Annotated in this window: 13 protein-coding genes; 6 read left to right on the top strand and 7 right to left on the bottom strand. The window is 75.4% G+C overall.

From position 1 onward, the window contains the following. The first annotated feature begins 19 nt into the window (after nucleotides 1-19). Nucleotides 20-997 (top strand): helix-turn-helix transcriptional regulator, encoded by a 978-nt coding sequence (locus AC27IY_RS00235; protein ID WP_487176700.1) that lies wholly within the window; start codon nucleotides 20-22, stop codon nucleotides 995-997. Nucleotides 998-1,053: 56 nt separating this feature from the next. On the opposite strand, the gene AC27IY_RS00240 is transcribed toward AC27IY_RS00235, so the two are convergent. From AC27IY_RS00240 to AC27IY_RS00255, 4 genes are all read right to left on the bottom strand, one after another. Beyond that, complete coding sequence (locus AC27IY_RS00240; protein ID WP_487176701.1) at nucleotides 1,054-3,564, bottom strand: DUF7825 domain-containing protein; 2,511 nt, start codon at nucleotides 3,562-3,564, stop codon at nucleotides 1,054-1,056. A 93-nt stretch (nucleotides 3,565-3,657) separates the two neighbouring features. Beyond that, a complete protein-coding gene (locus AC27IY_RS00245; RefSeq protein WP_487176702.1) occupies nucleotides 3,658-5,214 on the bottom strand; it encodes an AMP-binding protein in 1,557 nt (518 codons plus the stop codon). Between the two features lie 67 nt (nucleotides 5,215-5,281). Then, on the bottom strand, nucleotides 5,282-5,683 hold the full coding sequence (locus AC27IY_RS00250) for an ATP-binding protein (RefSeq protein WP_364462661.1): 402 nt from the start codon (nucleotides 5,681-5,683) through the stop codon (nucleotides 5,282-5,284). 80 nt (nucleotides 5,684-5,763) lie between these two features. Continuing rightward, entirely contained in the window at nucleotides 5,764-6,621 is an 858-nt protein-coding gene (locus AC27IY_RS00255; protein WP_487176704.1) for a TIGR03619 family F420-dependent LLM class oxidoreductase, read from the bottom strand. Between the two features lie 167 nt (nucleotides 6,622-6,788). Between AC27IY_RS00255 and AC27IY_RS00260 the strand changes: the two genes are divergently transcribed. Beyond that, nucleotides 6,789-8,633, top strand: a complete 1,845-nt coding sequence (locus AC27IY_RS00260; RefSeq protein ID WP_487176705.1) for a rhamnogalacturonan lyase — start codon at nucleotides 6,789-6,791, stop codon at nucleotides 8,631-8,633. Nucleotides 8,634-8,711: 78 nt separating this feature from the next. On the opposite strand, the gene AC27IY_RS00265 is transcribed toward AC27IY_RS00260, so the two are convergent. The 3 genes from AC27IY_RS00265 to AC27IY_RS00275 all read right to left on the bottom strand — a co-directional run bounded on the left by AC27IY_RS00265 (nucleotide 8,712) and on the right by AC27IY_RS00275 (nucleotide 10,392). Continuing rightward, a complete protein-coding gene (locus tag AC27IY_RS00265) occupies nucleotides 8,712-9,293 on the bottom strand; it encodes a hypothetical protein (protein WP_449952833.1) in 582 nt (193 codons plus the stop codon). Nucleotides 9,294-9,476: 183 nt separating this feature from the next. After that, nucleotides 9,477-9,737 (bottom strand): hypothetical protein, encoded by a 261-nt coding sequence (locus tag AC27IY_RS00270; protein WP_423470936.1) that lies wholly within the window; start codon nucleotides 9,735-9,737, stop codon nucleotides 9,477-9,479. Between the two features lie 55 nt (nucleotides 9,738-9,792). Then, the gene (locus AC27IY_RS00275; protein ID WP_487176706.1) at nucleotides 9,793-10,392 is read right to left on the bottom strand and encodes a CGNR zinc finger domain-containing protein; all 600 of its coding nucleotides are present in this window, start codon (nucleotides 10,390-10,392) and stop codon (nucleotides 9,793-9,795) included. Nucleotides 10,393-10,425: 33 nt separating this feature from the next. On the opposite strand from AC27IY_RS00275, the gene AC27IY_RS00280 reads away from it, so the two are divergent. The 4 genes from AC27IY_RS00280 to AC27IY_RS00295 all read left to right on the top strand — a co-directional run bounded on the left by AC27IY_RS00280 (nucleotide 10,426) and on the right by AC27IY_RS00295 (nucleotide 16,901). After that, nucleotides 10,426-11,304: an SCO6745 family protein gene (locus tag AC27IY_RS00280; RefSeq protein WP_487176707.1), complete on the top strand. Its 879-nt coding sequence runs from the start codon at nucleotides 10,426-10,428 to the stop codon at nucleotides 11,302-11,304. A 77-nt stretch (nucleotides 11,305-11,381) separates the two neighbouring features. Next, on the top strand, nucleotides 11,382-12,398 hold the full coding sequence (locus tag AC27IY_RS00285; protein ID WP_487176708.1) for a CE1 family esterase: 1,017 nt from the start codon (nucleotides 11,382-11,384) through the stop codon (nucleotides 12,396-12,398). A 47-nt stretch (nucleotides 12,399-12,445) separates the two neighbouring features. Then, complete coding sequence (locus AC27IY_RS00290) at nucleotides 12,446-13,777, top strand: serine hydrolase domain-containing protein (RefSeq protein WP_423448108.1); 1,332 nt, start codon at nucleotides 12,446-12,448, stop codon at nucleotides 13,775-13,777. Between the two features lie 46 nt (nucleotides 13,778-13,823). Further along, on the top strand, nucleotides 13,824-16,901 hold the full coding sequence (locus AC27IY_RS00295) for an AfsR/SARP family transcriptional regulator (protein WP_487176709.1): 3,078 nt from the start codon (nucleotides 13,824-13,826) through the stop codon (nucleotides 16,899-16,901). The last annotated feature ends 14 nt before the right edge of the window (nucleotides 16,902-16,915 follow it).

The following is a 16,915-nucleotide window of genomic DNA, read 5'->3' on the forward strand; positions in this document are numbered from 1 at the left end:
TTCCCGGCACAATGACCCCATGCCGAAGACGTCCGCGCGCCTGCTCTCCCTGCTCACCCTGCTCCAGACCCGCCGCGACTGGCCGGGAGCGCTGCTCGCCGAACGCCTCGACGTCAGCCCCCGCACCGTCCGCCGCGACGTCGACCGTCTGCGCGAACTCGGCTACCCCATCACCGCCGCCAAAGGACCCGAGGGCGGCTACCGCCTCACCCCCGGCACCGACCTGCCCCCGCTCCTCTTCGACGACGACCAGGCCGTGGCCCTCGCCATCGCCCTCCACCACGCCACCGCCACCGGCGCCGACATCGCCGAAGGCGCCGCCCGCGCGCTCACCACCGTCCGGCAGGTCATGCCCGCCCGCCTGCGCCACCGCATCGACGCCCTCCACGTCACCGCCGTCGAACCCCCCACCACCCGGCCACGCGCACGCACCGACAGCGCCCTCCTCATGACCATCAGCGCGGCCGTCCACGCCCGCGAGATCCTGCGCTTCGACTACGCCCCCGGCGGCGAGGACGACGGCCCGCCGCGGCGCGTCGAACCCCACCACCTCCTCACCTGGCGGGGGCGCTGGTACCTCCTCGCCTGGGACCTCGACCGCCACGACTGGCGCACCTTCCGCGCCGACCGCATCACCCCGAAGGTCCCGACCGGCCCCCGCTTCACCCCGCGCGAGCCGCCCGCGGGCGACGTCGCCACCTTCATCGCCGCCCGCTTCCGCGGCTCCGACCCCGCGACCGGCACCGCGGACTGGCCCTGCCAGGGCGAGGTCATCCTCCACCTGCCCGCCGCCGACGTGGCCCCCTATCTCCACGACGGCATCGTCGAGGAGCTCGGGCCCGGCCGCTGCCGGCTCGTCCTCGGCTCCTGGTCGTGGCACGGCCTGGCCGCCGGGCTCGGCAGGTTCGACGCCGACATCGAGGTCGTCGGCCCGCCGGAGCTCAGGAACGCCTTCGAGCGCCTGGCCCGCCGCTACGCCAGGGCCGCCACGGGCTGACTCGTTGCTGCTGGGTTTTCCAGGTGCTGATGGAGGCGTCACCCAACCCGACGCCTTTACAATGTAGATTCCGAGACCAGCCTATGGAGGCGCCTCGCCTCCTGGACCAGCCGCGACGAGCCCTTGCGTGCCGCGACCGCCGCCACCTCCGGCAGGTCCGCGCGCACCCGCCCGATCCTCGCCGCCCGCGCCCCCGTCGCCAGCAGGTCCGCCAGCCCGGCGCGCGGCCGTTCGCCCTCCTCCGGCAGCAGTCCGGGAAGCAGCCGCAGCACCACCTCCCACACCGCCTCGTGCGCGCCCGCCTGCGTCGCGTCGTCGAGCACCGCGACCACCCGGTTCAGCTTGACGTACTCGCTCTTGACCAGCTTCGTGACCACCTCGGCCAGCTCGGCGGCCGGGACCTCGCCACGCGCGGCCAGCGTGAGCAGCGCGTCGCCCGCCGCCGCCCGCCCGGCCGCCTGGGCCTGCCCCATACCGCAGGCCAGCGCGTACGCCATGCCCGTGCCGAGCGGCCCGTCGCCGTGGACGAGATCCACCAGCACGCGCGCGTCGCTGTCCGTGCTCTCGGTGCCCGCGCACAGCGGGGACGCCAGGTGGGCGGCCACCACCTCGCGGTGTGAGGGCATGACCAGCGGCCACCAGTCCGTCGACCACGAGTAGTCGGTCCGCGTCTCCAGCAGCTGCCGCACGCGCTCCGGCGCGCCGACCGCGTCGATGGTGGTCGGCAACCGATGCCAGGGGCGCCGCGTGATCGTCACCTCGGGATCACCCAGGCGCTCCCCCCGCATCCAGGCGGCGCACGCCCGCCCCGCCTCCGACACCAGCCGCCCCGCGCGGGCGACGTCGGCGGCGGCGATCTCACGGGGCAGGCGGAGCAGGGCCTGGGTCAGGTCGGCGGGCAGGGCCTCCACCCCTTCGGCCTCCAGGCGCTCCAGCCGGTCGAGCAGCACGCCGGGCGCGACGTGGCCGGTGACCGCCGTCGGAGTCGCCAGGACGACCGGGTAGCGGCCGCCGTCGGCGTAGCGGCCGGCCAGCTCCGCGCACCGGCGCACCGGGGGCTCGTCGAGCACGGCCAGGGACATCGACCACCGCCTGGGCCGCGAGGGCAGCGACCTGCTCACCTCCGGCGCGGCGAAGGCCAGGAACGCCCGCCGCAGCCCGTAGCCGACGTGCTCGTCGAGCCCGTCCGGCCAGTGCCCGAAGAAGCTCGCGTCGAGCGGCTCGGTCCAGGGACGCAGCGCCGCACGCAGCCCCTCCGGGTCGCGTTCCGACCAGGTGGCGAGCCCGGCCAGCAGCACCTCGAACGTGTGCGGATCCTCGTCGGAGAGGAAGCTGTCGAGGCCGCGCGCCAGCTCCTCCGGCGACCCGTACGGCGCCGGCAGCCGCCGCCCGTCCACCGCCGCCGCCAGCGGCACCGCCTCCAGCTCGTCGGCCTCGATGGCGCCTCCGTATCCGGCGGCGACCTTCTCCCGCAGCTCGGCGGGCAGGCCCGCGGCGGCGGCGCGGACCGCCTCCCGCTCCTCGGGGCCCGCGTGCGGGGCCAGCCGCACCGCGAGCCGCACGGCCCGCTCCTGCAGGGCCAGGGTGTCCTGGGCGAACAGCACCGCCATCGCCCGCAGCACCGTGCCCGTCCGGCCGCCGTCGCGCGGCACCGCGTCGCCCGCCCACGCGATCGCGCCCCGCAGCAGCTTCTTCTCCGGCCGGAACACCAGCGCCTCCAGCGCCTCGGTGAACGACTCCTCGCTCAGCCGCCCGGCCTCCTCCAGCCGCCGGAGCTGCGCCAGCGCCAGGTCCGCCACCGCGACCGGCCCGGCGGGCAGCAGCGCCACGTAGTCCTCGGCGTGCCCGGCGGTCTCGTCGAGATCGGGGCCGAGCCGGTCGTGCAGGCCCGCCAGCGGCGACAGCGCGGCAGGGCCGTCGCGCAGCAGCCGCCGGACCAGCCCGTCGAGCACGACCGTCCGCTCCAGCAGCCCGGCCTCGACCAGGCGGACGACGTTGTCGGCCACCTCCCACAGCGGCAGCGTGGCGAGCCCGTCGATCTCGAACAGACCCGGCCCGTACGCGGCGAGCAGCGGATCGCCCGCCGCCCGGTCCGCCTCCAGCGTGCGCAGCCAGCCGGTCTTGAAGGCGTCGGCCTCCTGCGGCGGCTCGACGCCCGTCTCGCGGACGAGCTCGGCCGCCACCCGCCACGGCCATCCGTCCGCGAGCCGCAACCGCCGGGCCAGGCGCACGGCCAGGTCGGCGCGCCAGTCGTCCGGCCGGGCGCGCAGCACCTCCAGCACGCGCGGGACGTTCCGCTCACTCAGGTCGCGGAAGTCGCGCCGCAGCAGCCACGACGCCACCGCCGACGCCCCGCCGATCGTGCCGGCGCCCGTCAGCAGCAGCGGTGACAGCTCCTGGCGGTGTTCCCACGGGGAGATCCCGGCCGCGCGCCGGTGGGCGAGGCGCCTGGCCGGCTCCTCGGCCACCGACCGGCGCTCGGCCGGGGTCAGCTCGCCGACGCGGCGCATCGTGCCATGCACGTCGCCGGCCTGTGCGAGCTTCAGCAGGTCGTCCCAGGCGCTCACGCGGGAACCTCCGATCCATGACGGCTGATCATGGTCGGGGACGTTAGCGGGAGCCTCCGACAGTTCGCCGCCGGTGATCCGCCCGGCGGCCGCTCAGCCGCCGACCTGCTCCAGGAGCCTGAACCGGTCGACCTTGCCCGTCTGGTTGCGCGGCAGCGACTCCACGAAAACGACCTCGCGCGGCACCTTGTACGCGGCCAGCTCGGCCTTCACCGCCTTGCGCAGGTCGTCGGCCGACGGCGGCGCGTCCCGGTCGGGCACCACGTACGCGGCCAGCCGCTGCCCGTACTCCTCGTCCGGCACCCCCAGCACCGCCACGTCGGTCACGCCCGGCCGCCCGGCCAGCAGGTCCTCGACCTCCTGCGGGAACACGTTCTCGCCGCCGGAGACGATCATGTCGTCGTCGCGGCCGTCGATGAACAGCAGCCCGTCCGGGCCCCGGTGGCCGAGGTCGCCGGTGGGCAGCAGGCCGTCGGCCGCGCCGGTGAAGGTCAGTCCGCCGGACACCAGCACCCGGCCCACCTCGCCGGGCGGCTGCTCGGCGCCGTCCGGGCCCGCCACGTGGACGGTCGCGCCGCGCGGCGGCCGGCCCACGGTGCCGGGCGCGGCGCGCAGCTCGGCGGGCGTGGCCAGCGCCGCCCAGCCGGCCTCCGTGGAGCCGTACAGGTTGTAGAGGACCTCGCCGTAGGCGTCCATGAACCCGGCGGCCAGGCCGGGAGGGAGCGCCGAGCCGCCCGAGACCACCACCCGCAGGTCCGGCAGGCGGCGCGGCGGGAGGGCCAGCAGCCGCCGCAGCATGACCGGCACGGCCACCAGCGCCGCGGCCCGCTCGACGGCCAGCGCGTCCAGCACGGCGCCGGCGTCGAACCCGCGCAGCAGCACGACCGGGCAGCCGAGCACCAGAGCCGCGCCGTACCAGAGCAGGCCCAGGCCGTGGAACAGCGGCGGCGCGATGAGCATCGGCTCGCCGCCGCGCAGCGGCACCGTGGTCAGCATCGACACGAACGGCTCGGTCAGCTCGGCCAGCGACAGCCGGCGCGGAGCGCCCTTGGGCGTGCCCGTCGTGCCCGACGTCAGCAGCACCAGCCGCCCCGGCCGGCGCGGCGGCTCGGCGGCGGAGCCGTCCGCCAGGCCCGCGGCGGCGAGCGCGTCGAGGTCGCCCACGCGCGGCCCGTCGAACTCCACCGCCGGCAGGTCCGGCGCGGCGATCAGCACGTCCACGCCCTCCCGCGTCAGCACCTCGCGCAGGCGCGGCCCGGCGAGCCCGGTGTTGAGCAGCAGCAGATCCGCGCCCAGCCGCGACACCGCCGCGATCGCCAGCGGGAAGCCCCGGTCGTTGGGCCACATGACGGCGACCGTGCGCCCCGGCCCCACCTCGTGCCGCCGCCGCAGCTCGGCGGCCAGCCCGGCGGCCCGCGCGTCCAGCTCGCCGAACGTCAGCGAGCCCGCCTCGTCCACCACGGCCGTGCGGTCCGGCCAGCGGGCCGCCGCGATCGCCACCCCGGCCGCCGGGGTGACGCCGAAATGCCGGTACGCCTCCACCACGCGGGCCAGCGCGGCGGGCGGCACCGGCCCCAGCAGCCCGTTGCGGGTCAGCGTGATCGCCGCCTCCACCCCGAAACCGCCCAGCTCGACCAGCCTTGCGAACATCCGCGCACCGACGCCTTTCGCTCGAACGGGGATCGACGGAGAGCGTACGTGTACCCCGGCGCGCCGGTCAGGAACCCGCCACCTCCAGCGCGATGCGGACGGTGGTGCCACCGGGCCCGGTGAGGAAGACCACCTCGTCGGCCAGGCGGCGCATCAGCCAGATGCCGCGCCCGCCCGGGGCGGACGCGGCCGGCAGCGACTCGCGTTTCAGCACCTCGACCGGGATGCCGTCCCCGTCGTCGGCGACCTCGCAGACCAGCCTGCCGCCCCCTGGGCCGTCCTCGCGCCACAGGCGCAGCCGGCCCCGCCCGCCGCCGTGCTCGACCGCGTTGACCAGGCACTCGTTGACCGCCGACAGGAAGTCGCCCAGCCGCTCCCCCGTCACCCCCTGGGCGCGGGCGCAGGCCAGGACCGCGCGGCGGGTGCGTACCAGGCAGCTCTCGTCGAAATCCACCTTCAGCAGGCCCATGTCCTCACTGTCGGCGACTTCCGGCGTTCCGAACAGTGCTCAAGGTCACAACGACCGGAGTGTGGCCTTTACAAAGTAGATCAGGGAGTCAGGCCGAACCGCCCGGCGAACGCCGCCAGCTCCTCCCGCCGCTCCTCGGGGTCGGGCGAGGCCGGGCTGACGACGAGCCGCGTCACCCCCTGCGCGGCCAGCGTCTCGACGTCGTCCTCCGTCATGTCGAGTGCTCCCCAGCGGGTGTACTCCAGCGCACCGGGGTCCCGTCCCGCCTCGGCGGCCGTGGCCCTCACCAGGTCCCACTGCCCGGCCCGTTCCCGCGCGTCGAGCCGCCCGCCGGGGAACCAGCCGTCGCCGCGCAGCCCGGCCCGGCGCGCGGCGGCCCGGCTGGACCCGCCGACGTGCACCGGCAGGCCCGCGCCGCCCAGCGGCTTGGGGAAGCTGCACAGGTCGTCGAAGGCGTAGAACTCCCCCTGGTGACCGGCGCCCTCCTCGCCCCCCGCCCACAGCAGCCGCAGCACGTCGATGGCCTCGTCGGCGCGCCGGCCCCGGGTGGCGAAGTCCACCCCGACCGCCCGCGCCTCGCCGGGCAGCGCGCCGACCCCGACGGTGAGCAGCCTCATGCGCCCGCCGGACAGCACGTCCACGGTGGCCAGCCGCTTGGCGAGCGGCACCGGATGGTGGTACGGGATCAGCAGCACGGCGGTGCCGAGCAGGATGCGCCGGGTCGCCCCCGCGACGAAGGCCAGGCAGTCGAGCGGGTCCAGGTACGGCAGCGCCGGCGGCAGCTCGAAGGGCCCGACCCGGGCGCCCGGGTACAGGACCACGTGCTCCGGCACGTACAGGGACTCGAACCCGCACTCCTCGGCCTGCCGGGCGAACGCCACGAGCTGTTCCGGGTCGGTGCCGAAATGGGCGGCGTTGTAGCTGATTCCGAATTTCACCGTCGCAGGCTAGAACCTTGACACCGGCGTCAGGGCAAGTCCGAAAGTTTCACGATCGCTTGCCGCCCGGGCGGGGTCGCGGCTTTAATACGCCGAGACCCCGCCCCGCGCCCCGTGAAACGTTTTTCCCTTTCGGGAAAGCGCTTACCCAACGAGAGGACCCCGTGATGCGGTTACGAAAGGCCGCCCTCGCCCTGGCGACGGCACTGGCCACGGCGGCGACCGGCGCCGCCGTGACGACCGGTGGCCCCGCCCAGGCCGCCCCGCCGACCAAGCAGATGGAGGACCTGGACCGCGGGCTGATCAGCGTACGCTCCGGCTCCGGCAACCTCGTCTCCTGGCGGCTGCTCGGCACCGACCCCGACGGCGTCTCCTTCAACCTCTACCGCGGCTCCACCAGGATCGTCTCCGGCCTGACCGCCTCCACCAACTACCTCGACGACGGCGCAGCCGCCGACGCCTCCTACACGGTCCGGGCCGTGGTCGGCGGGGCCGAGCAGGCCGCCTCCCCCGCCTCGCTGCGCTTCACCGGCGGCGCGTACCTCGACGTGCCCATCCAGCCCCCGTCCGGCGGCACCACCCCCGACGGCGTCTCCTACACCTACAGCGCCAACGACGCGAGCGTGGGCGACGTGGACGGCGACGGCCAGTACGAGATCATCCTGAAGTGGGACCCGTCCAACGCCAAGGACAACTCCCAGTCCGGCTACACCGGCAACGTCTTCGTGGACGCCTACCGGCTCAACGGCACCCGCCTGTGGCGCGTCGACCTCGGCCGCAACATCCGCGCCGGCGCGCACTACACGCAGTTCCAGGTCTACGACTACGACGGCGACGGCCGGGCCGAGGTCGCCATGAAGACCGCCGACGGCACCAGGGACGGCACCGGCGCCGTCATCGGCAACTCCGGCGCCGACCACCGCAACTCCAGCGGCTACGTGCTGTCCGGCCCCGAGTACCTGACCATGTTCAACGGCCTGACCGGGGCCGCCATGTCCACGGTGAACTACGACCCGCCGCGCGGCACCGTCTCCTCCTGGGGCGACAGCTACGGCAACCGGGTGGACCGGTTCCTGGCCGGGACGGCGTACCTGGACGGCGAGCGGCCGAGCCTGATCATGGCGCGCGGCTACTACACCCGCAGCGTCATCGCCGCCTGGGACTTCCGCAACGGCACGCTCACCAAGCGGTGGACGTTCGACAGCAACTCGGCCGGCTCGCAGTACGCCGGCCAGGGCAGTCACAGCCTGTCCGTCGGCGACGTGGACGCCGACGGCCGCGACGAGATCGTCTACGGCGCCATGGCCGTCAACGACAACGGCACCGGCATGTGGTCCACCCGCACCGGCCACGGCGACGCCCAGCACCTCGGCGACTTCGACCCGGCCCGCGCCGGCCTGGAGTACTTCAAGGTCAGCGAGGGCACCAGCCAGCCCGGCTCGCTCTACATCGACCCGCGGGGCGGCCAGGTCCTGTGGCAGACGGCGTCCGGCTCCGACAACGGGCGGGGCGTGGCCGGGGACATCTCGACCGTGCGGGTCGCCTCGGAGTTCTGGTCCGCCGCGGACGGGAACCTGCGCAGCGTCACCGGCAACACCGCAGGCCGCAAGCCGTCCTCGATCAACTTCCTCGTCTGGTGGGACGGCGACCCGGTGCGCGAGCTGCTCGACCAGACGCGCATCGACAAGTACGGCACGGACGGCGACACCCGCCTCCTGACCGCCTCGGGCGTCCACTCCAACAACGGCACCAAGGCCACGCCGTCGCTGTCGGCCGACCTGTTCGGCGACTGGCGTGAGGAGGTCGTCTGGCCCACCTCCGACAACCGGGCCCTGCGGATCTACTCCACCACGATCCCGACCGACCGCCGCCTCTACACGCTCATGCACGACCCCCTCTACCGGGTCTCGGTCGCCTGGCAGAACACCGCCTACAACCAGCCGCCGCACACGAGCTTCTTCCTCGGCGACCGCATGCCCACGCCGCCCCGCCCGGACATCTACGTCCGCTGACCGTCCTGCTGACGGTTGTGGTCCGGCCGCCCGGCGTGATTACTCACGCCGGGGCGGCCGGATCACGTCCGGTGGCGATCAGTTCCAGTTCTTCCACTGCTTGCTGCCGGGCCACCAGTACTTGTCCTGACCGGCGGTCTGGCCGCTGCCGGTCTGGCTGGTGCCGTACTGGCCGCTGCCGGACAGGGTGTTGTCGGACTGGACGTTGTCGTACAGGTTGCCGTCGTACTTGTTGTACTCGTCGTACTCGTCGTACTCGGGCTTGACCTGCTCGACCGACTTGTACGGGTCGACCTTCTTGTAGTCGTCGTGCTTGAAGTCGTGCTTGAAGTCGTGCTTGAAGTCACGCCTGATGTCCTGGCGCCGGTGCCGGCGGTGCAGGTTGATGTTGTCGTTGATGTTGTCGACGATGACGTCGACCCGCGGGAGACGCATGCGCGGGCTGCGCAGCACCGGCTTCTCCCTCGTGACGTATCTCGTCTGCGTCACGTGCTTCACCGGCTTCGGCGGGGCGCCCCCGGCCTCGACGGTGGGGACGATGGTGCTCGCGCAGGCCACACCGAGGCCCACGGGCAGGATCATGATGCTGGCGGCCGCACCGGTCAGAGCCAGTGCCGCGAAGCGCCCGCGGCGCGGCGCCCACGTTTGCCGAGTCTTCATATTCACGTGCTCTCGTTTCCGTTCATGGTGATGTCTACCGAAAATCCGGCACTCGCACTTCGGCGTGCGCTCAGACGCAAGCAGACGTACCCATGCGGATGTTCTCTTTTATCCCTCCAAACTCAAAGGACCCATCAAAACCCCCAGAACCCACCTGTAACAGGACGCGCCGTTCGTCTCGGTCTATTCGGTGATCTCGTTGACCAGCCTGGACCAGAACGCCGTCAGTTCGCCGCCTCTGTAGCGGGTGTGGCGGATGCGTTCATGGCCGCCGTCCCGGTCGGTGCGGTAGACGGCCACCTCGGTGTAGGGGACGCCGTCGTCGTCGAAGCCGGTGTAGAGGTGGGCCCAGTCCCCGGGCTGCGGCGTCCAGTCCGGGAACGCGAGCCGGGCGGCGTGGTCACGCAGCGCGCTCAGCCACTTGTCCTCCCCCGATGTGGCCATACTTCACCGTGCCAGGACAGGGGCAAAGAGTGGGGCAAATGGCACAAAACCGGCACTAGGCGCCGCGGCGGCGGGCGCGGTAGGCGGTGGCCTTGGCGCGGTTCTGGCAGGACAGGCCGCAGAAGCGGCGGGAGGCGTTCCTGGTGACGTCGAAGAAGACCAGCTCGCAGCCCTCGGCCTCGCAGCTGCGCAGCCGGACGCCCTGACCGACGCCGATGACCATGGCGAGGGCCGTGGCGGCGTTCGCGGCCCAGGCGTCGGCGAGGGTCGCGTCCGGGGCGTGGAAGGCCAGGACCGGCGGGTCGCCGTACAGGCTGGGGACCGCGCGGTGGCGGATCAGGACGCCGTTGAGCGCGGCCACCGCGTCCGGGGCGCCGCCGAGGACCGGGCGCAGTTCGGCGGCGATCCCGGCCAGGCGGGCGGCGTCCTCGTCGCCGAGTCGTACCGGTCCGGCCACGCCGGGCGACGGGCTCCAGCCCGCGCGGGCGAGCGCCGTCTCCAGGGCCGGCCCGGGGTCGGACGGGGGCTCGACGTCGCGGCCGCGTACGCGGGTCACGGCCAGCTCGTTCACCAGCAGGACGGCCAGCTCCGCCCATCGCCCGACATAACTGTCTATTTGGGATTGACCAGTGATGCGCCACGCGTCTATCGTCACTGGCATAGCTTATCTAGACAGTGAGGAATTGGCATGGACGAGATGGCCCGGCTGGCCCGCCGCATGTGGCATCAGCTCGAACCCCTGCACGCCGTGCTGTACTTCTCCCCCGAGGCGTTCGAGGAGGCCGCCGCCCTCGGCTACGACGTCGAGTCGCGCTGGCCGAGCTACTTCGCCTACCGCACCGCCCCGCTCGGCCAGGCCGGCACGCGGCTGGCCACGGCGGCCTGCTACAGCTTCAGCCCGGCGACGGTGGCCGAGCACGTGCCCGCCGTGTGGTCGGTCGCCGCACCGGAGCGGGTGCTGGAGGCGCGGCTGACGGCGGTGGACCGCACGTACCGGAGCCTGCTCGGCGACCTGCTCGCCGGGCCGGAGCTGCGGGAGGCCGCCGAGCTGGCCCGGCGGGCGGCCGAGGGCGCGGGCGTGGAGGGCCGGGCGTTCACCGCCGCGAACCTGGACCTGCCGTGGGCCGACGAGCCGCACCTGGTGCTGTGGCAGGCGGCGACCGTGCTGCGCGAGCACCGCGGCGACGGTCACCTGGCCGCGTTGCTGGCGGCGGAGCTGGACGGATGCGAGGCGCTGGTGTCGTTCGCGGCGATCGGGGCCGCGCCGGTGGAGACGTTCGCCGGGCGCGGCTGGAGCGCCGGGGAGTGGGACGCGGCCCGCGAGCGGCTGGCCGCCCGCGGCCTGGTGGACGCCGGCGGCCAGGCCACCGAACGCGGGCGCGCGCTGCGCGACCAGGTCGAGCGGATGACCGACGAGCTGGCCGCCGGGCCGTGGCGGCTGCTCGGGCAGGAGCGCGCCGACCGGCTCGCCCGGCTCGGCGCGCCGCTGCTGGGCCCGGTCTTCGAGGCGGGCCTGCTGCCGATGACCAGCACGCTCGGCATCGCCACCGTCAAGGCCCCGGACTGAGCGCGGCCCGGACCGGTCGACGAGACTGGGTACCGGTCCCGGCACGGCGGGCGGGCGACGGCTGAACGGGGGGTGTCATGGCCAGGGGTGCGATCGCGTTGGCGCTGGCGGCGCTGCTGGCCGCGTCGCCGGTCGCGGGCTGCTCCGCCGCGCCCCAGCCCGCCCCCGCGCGGCAGGCCCAGCGGAGCCCGGCGAGCCCGCAGCCCGATCAGAGCCCTTCCGTTCAGCCCACGCAGGCCCGGGGACGGGCGAGCGGGTGCTCGGCCGCGCCGCGACTCAAGGCGGGCCGCCACACGATGACGCACGACGGCCTGCGCCGGACCTTCCTGCTGGCCGTCCCCAAGGGCAAGGGCCCGCATCCCGTCCTGCTGGACCTGCACGGGCTCGGCTCCGACGCCGCGCAGGAGAGCTTCTACAGCCGCCTGGCCGTGGAGGGCCCGCGCCGCGGCTACGTCGTGGCCACCCCGCAGGCCGCCGACGGCCGCATGGGCTGGACGCTGCCCGGCACCCCGGGGCCGGACGACGCCGGGTTCCTCGCCGCCCTGCTCGACCGGCTGGAGAGTGGCCTGTGCGTGGACCGGGGGCGGGCGTTCGCGGCCGGTATGTCGTACGGCGCCGCCATGTCCGCCGCCCTGATCTGCGCCCTGGACGGCCGTCTGGCGGGCGTCGGGGCGGTGGGCGGGCTCAGCGTCGCCCGGCCGTGCGACCGGCCGCTCCCCACGACGCTGCTCGCCTTCCACGGCACGGCCGACCGGGCGGTCCCCTACCGGGGCGGGCATCCGTTCCCCGACGCCACGGGCGCCCTGCGCGCCCTCGCCGACCTGGTGGTCCTCCCGCCGGTGGAGCGGGCGGCCGACGACTGGGCGCGGGCGTTCGGCTGCTCCGGCCGCGCGACCACCCGCCCCGCCACCGGCGTACGGCTGCGGACCTGGGGATCGTGCCCCGAGGGCGCCGCCGTGCGCCTCTACACCCTCCACGGCGGCGGGCACACCTGGCCGGGCTCCGCCGAGGTGCCCCGCCTCGGCGCCACCGCCCGCACCCTGGACGCCACCGCGCTCATCCTCGACGCGTTCGACCGGCCCCCGGCCCGCTGATCGGCTACCCGGCGCAGCCGACGCTCCAGCGACTACCCTTGTCGCTCATGACTCAGGTTGGACAGGCGACGGCCCGCGCCCTGCTGCGCCGGCTCGCCGTCGAGCAGGCCGAATGCAAAGTTCCCTCGCTGACGGCGGCGATCGTCCGCGACGGGCGGACGGCGTGGTTCGGCGGGCGCGGCCGGGTGGGCGACGGGCCGCCCACCGCCGCCACGCAGTACCGGATCGGCTCGATCACCAAGTCGATGGTGGCCGTGGTGGTGATGCGGCTGCGCGACGAGGGCGCGCTTCAGCTCAACGACCGTCTGGACGCCCACCTGCCTGACGCGCCGCACGGTCATTTCACCATCGCCCAGTTGCTCTCGCACACCTCCGGGCTGACCGCCGAGCCGCCCACCGCCTGGTGGGAGCGCACCCCCGGCGTCCCTGTCGACGACCTGTTCAAGCGCCTGGGCCCGGGTGAGGCCAAGCACCGGCCCGGCCGCCGCTTCCACTACTCGAACGTCGGGTTCGCGCTGCTCGGCGAGCTGGTCGCGCGGCTGCGCGGCGGCACCTGGTGGGACGCCGTACGCGAGGAGGTGCTGACGCCGCTCGGCATGGACGGCACCACGCCGCGCCCCCGCGCCCCGCACGCCACCGGTTACGCCGTGCACCCGTGGGCCGACGTGGTGCTGCCCGAGCCGGAGCACGACGCCGACGCCATGGGCCCGGCCGGGCAGCTCTGGTCCACGCCGCACGACCTGGCGCGGTGGGCGGCGTTCCTGTGCGGCGACACGGGCGGGGTGCTGTGCCCCGGCACGCTCGCCGAGATGCGCGAGCCCATCGGCGTGGACGACGGCGACGCCTGGACCTCCGGGTTCGGGCTCGGCCTGCAGCTCGCCCGGTCCGGCGGGCGGCGCCTGTCCGGCCACTCCGGCTCGATGCCGGGCTTCCTCGCCACCGTGTGGGCCGACCCGGCCGAGGGCGTGGGGGTGCTGTTCATGGCCAACACCACCTCCGGGCTCAGCGGGCGGCTGCTCACGGACCTGCTCGACATCCTCGACGAGCACGAGCCGCGCCTGCCCGACGAGTGGCGGCCGGTCGCGGCCGACCCCGCCCTGCTGGCGCTGACGGGGCTGTGGCACTGGGGGCCGAAGCCGTACGCGCTGCGGCTGCTGCCCGAGCGGGGCCTGGCGCTGGAGCCGCTGAACGGGGGCGGGCGGGCGTCGCGGTTCGTGCCGCAGGACGACGGGACGTGGCTGGGGCTCGACGGCTACTACGCGGGCGAGACGTTGCGCGTCTCCCCTGACCACCTCGACCTCAACACGTTCATCTTCACGCGGGAGCCGTACGACCCGGCCGCGCCGGTCCCGGGCGGCGTCGGCGACTGGCACGCCTGACCGCTCCCCCGGCGTCCGGGCCGCGCGGCGGTGGCAGCATGGTCGTGTGCGCGTGGGGATCCTGGGGCCGATCGAGGTCGAGTCGGACGCCGTCGGCGGCGCCCGGCTGCGCCTGCTGGTCGCCCGGCTGGCGCTGGCGGCCGGGCGGGCCGTCACGGCGGAGGAGCTGGCCGGGTGCCTGTGGCCGGACGACCCGCCCGCCGACCCTGGCAACGCGCTGCAGTCGCTGGTCTCCCGCCTGCGGCGGGCGCTGCCCCGCGCCGGGGCGCTGGTGTCGGTGCCCGGCGGCTACCGGCTGGACGCCGGGACCGACGCCGAGGCGTTCGACCGGCTCACCGCCGAGGCCCGCCGACAGGCCGATCCGGCCGTACGTGAGCGGCTGCTGACCGAGGCGCTGGCGCTGTGGCGGGGGCCGGCACTGGGCGAGCTGGCCGCGCTGCCGTTCGCGGCCGGGCACGCCGCGCGGCTGGAGGAGGCGCGGCTGGCGGCCGTCGAGGACCGCGCGGAGGCGCGCCTGGCCCTGCCCGCCACCCCCGAAGCCGACGTCGTGGGTGAGCTGGGGGAGCTGGCCGCTCGCCATCCCCTGCGGGAGCGGCTGCACGCGCTGCGGGTCCGGGCCCTCCACGCCGCCGGGCGGCGGTCCGAGGCCCTGGCCGCGTACGAGGAGTGCCGCCGCGCCCTGGCCGCCGAGCTCGGGACCGGGCCCGGGGCCGAGCTGCGCGAGGCCCACCTGGAGGTGCTGCGGGCCGAGCCGCCCCGCCCCCGGCGGACGAACCTGCGCGCCCCGCTGACCAGCTTCGTCGGCCGCGACGCCGAGCTCGCGCGGCTCCACGACCAGCTCCGCGCCGGCCGGCTGGTCACGCTGGTCGGACCCGGCGGCGCGGGCAAGACCCGGCTGGCGACCACGGCAGCCGCCGCCCTGATGGCCGAGCACACCGCGACGTGGCTGGTGGAGCTGGCCGCCGTCACCGACCCGGCCGACGTGCCGCGGGCCGTGCTGTCCGTGCTCGGCGACCAGGCGAGCCGCCATCCCGGCGTGACCGGCACGGTCGAGTCCCTGGCCGAGGCGCTGTCGCCGGGCCGCGTCCTGCTGGTGCTGGACAACTGCGAGCACGTGGTCGAGGCCGCCGCCCGCCTCGCCGAGGAGCTGCTCGGCCGCTGCCCCCGCCTCCGGGTGCTGGCCACCAGCCGTGAGCCGCTGGGCATTTTGGGTGAGACTCTCAGTCCCGTGCCGCCGCTGCCGCCCGAGCCCGCCGTGCGGCTGCTCGCCGACCGCGCCGCGGCCATCGACCCCGCCCTCGTCCTCGACCCGGGCGTCGCCGCCGAGATCTGCCGCCGGCTGGACGGGCTGCCGCTCGCCATCGAGCTGGCCGCGGCCCGGCTGCGCGCCCTGACCCCGCGCGAGCTCGCCGACCGGCTCGGCGACCGGTTCCTGCTGCTGACCGGCGGCAGCCGTACCGCGCTGCCGCGGCACCGGACGCTGCGGGCCGTCGTCGCCTGGAGCTGGGACCTGCTCGACGACGACGAACGGGTCCTCGCCGAACGGCTCGCCGTCTTCGCGGGCGGCTTCGACCTGGCCGCCGCCGAGGGCGCCGGCGGCAGCCTCGACGTGCTCGCCGCCCTGGTCGACAAGTCCCTCGTGCAGGCCGCAGGCGACGGCCGCTACCGCATGCTGGAGACGATCAGGGAGTACGGGCTGGAACGGCTGGCCGACGCCGGTCTCCTGGCCGAGGCGCGCGCCCGCCACGCCGCCCACTACCGCGACCTGGCCGAGCGGGCCGAGCCGCACCTGCGCGGCCCCGACCAGCTCGCCTGGATCGCGCGGCTGCTGGCCGACCACGACAACATCCTGACCGCGCTGCACCACGCGGCCGACACCGGCGACGCCGACACGGCGCTGCGGCTGGCGGCGGCGATGGGCACGTTCTGGGTGATCCGCGGCTTCAACGCCGATTCCGTCGGCTGGCTCGAACGCGCGCTCGCCCTGCCCGGCTCCGCCCCCCGCCAGGCCCGCCTCATCGCCTCCGCCGTCTGCCTGATCAACGGCGCGCTGGCCGGCGGGCACATCCGGGCGGAGTCCGCGCTGCGCGAGCTGCGCCGTACGGCCGAGGAGGCGGAGCCGGAGCCGGAGCATCCGGTGCTGGCGATGCTGCAGCCGGCGCTGGCGCTGTTCACCGACGACTCGGCTTTCGGCATGGAGGTGATCGGGCGGCGGCTGTCCCACCCGGACCCCTGGACGCGCGGCATGCTGTACGTCGCGCGAGCCGCGCTGAAGGAGAACGACGGCGACATGGCCGGCTCGCGGGAGGACCTGCTGGCGGCGTGCGCGCACCTGCGGGTGGCCGGCGAGCGGTGGGGCCTGTCGATGGCGCTGACCTCGCTGGCGGAGGCGCACGCGGTGTTCGGCGAGTTCGACGCGGCGCTGGCGGCCATGGCGGAGGCCATGACGCTGCTGCGCGAGCTCGACCCGGAGGCGGGCCTGCTGCACCAGCAGGGCTGGCGGGCGCAGATCCGGGTCAGGCAGGGCGATGTCGAGCGGGCCCGCGCGGAGTTCCGCGCGATGCTGGAGCCGGGCGGCGCCGAGCCGTCGGAGCACGATCTCGCCTTCGCCCACCTGGGGCTGGGTGACCTGGCCCGGATGGAGGGCGAGCTCGGGGCCGCGGGGCGGTCGTACGAGCAGGCGGCGGCGCTGCTGGAGGAGTCCGCCTCGGTCGCGCCGCAGCTGCGGGCGCTGGTCCTGATCGGGCAGGTCCATCTGGCGGTGGCGCGCGGCGCGCTGGAGGAGGCGGCCGGGCGCGTGGCCGAGGCGGTCGAGCTGACGCTGCTGGTGCGGGACATGCCGGTGCTGGCGCGGGCCGCGGTCGCCGTCGCCGAGCTGCGGGAGGCGCAGGGCGCGCCGGAGCGGGCGGCGACGCTGACCGGCGCGGCCGAACGGCTCCGGGGCGCGCCCGACGCGGCGCTTCCCGACGTGGCCCGCCTGACGTCCCGGCTGCGCGCCCGGCTGGGCGCGGCGCGCTACGCCGCCGCCCACGCCCGCGGCCGTGCCCTGCCCCCCGCCGAGGCCGTGTCGCTGGTCCGCGCGGCCACGGCGGACCCGCGCGACAGCGGCTGCACCGGCCCGTGAGGCGCGGTGGGCCG

Source organism: Nonomuraea sp. B208 (assembly GCF_057536035.1).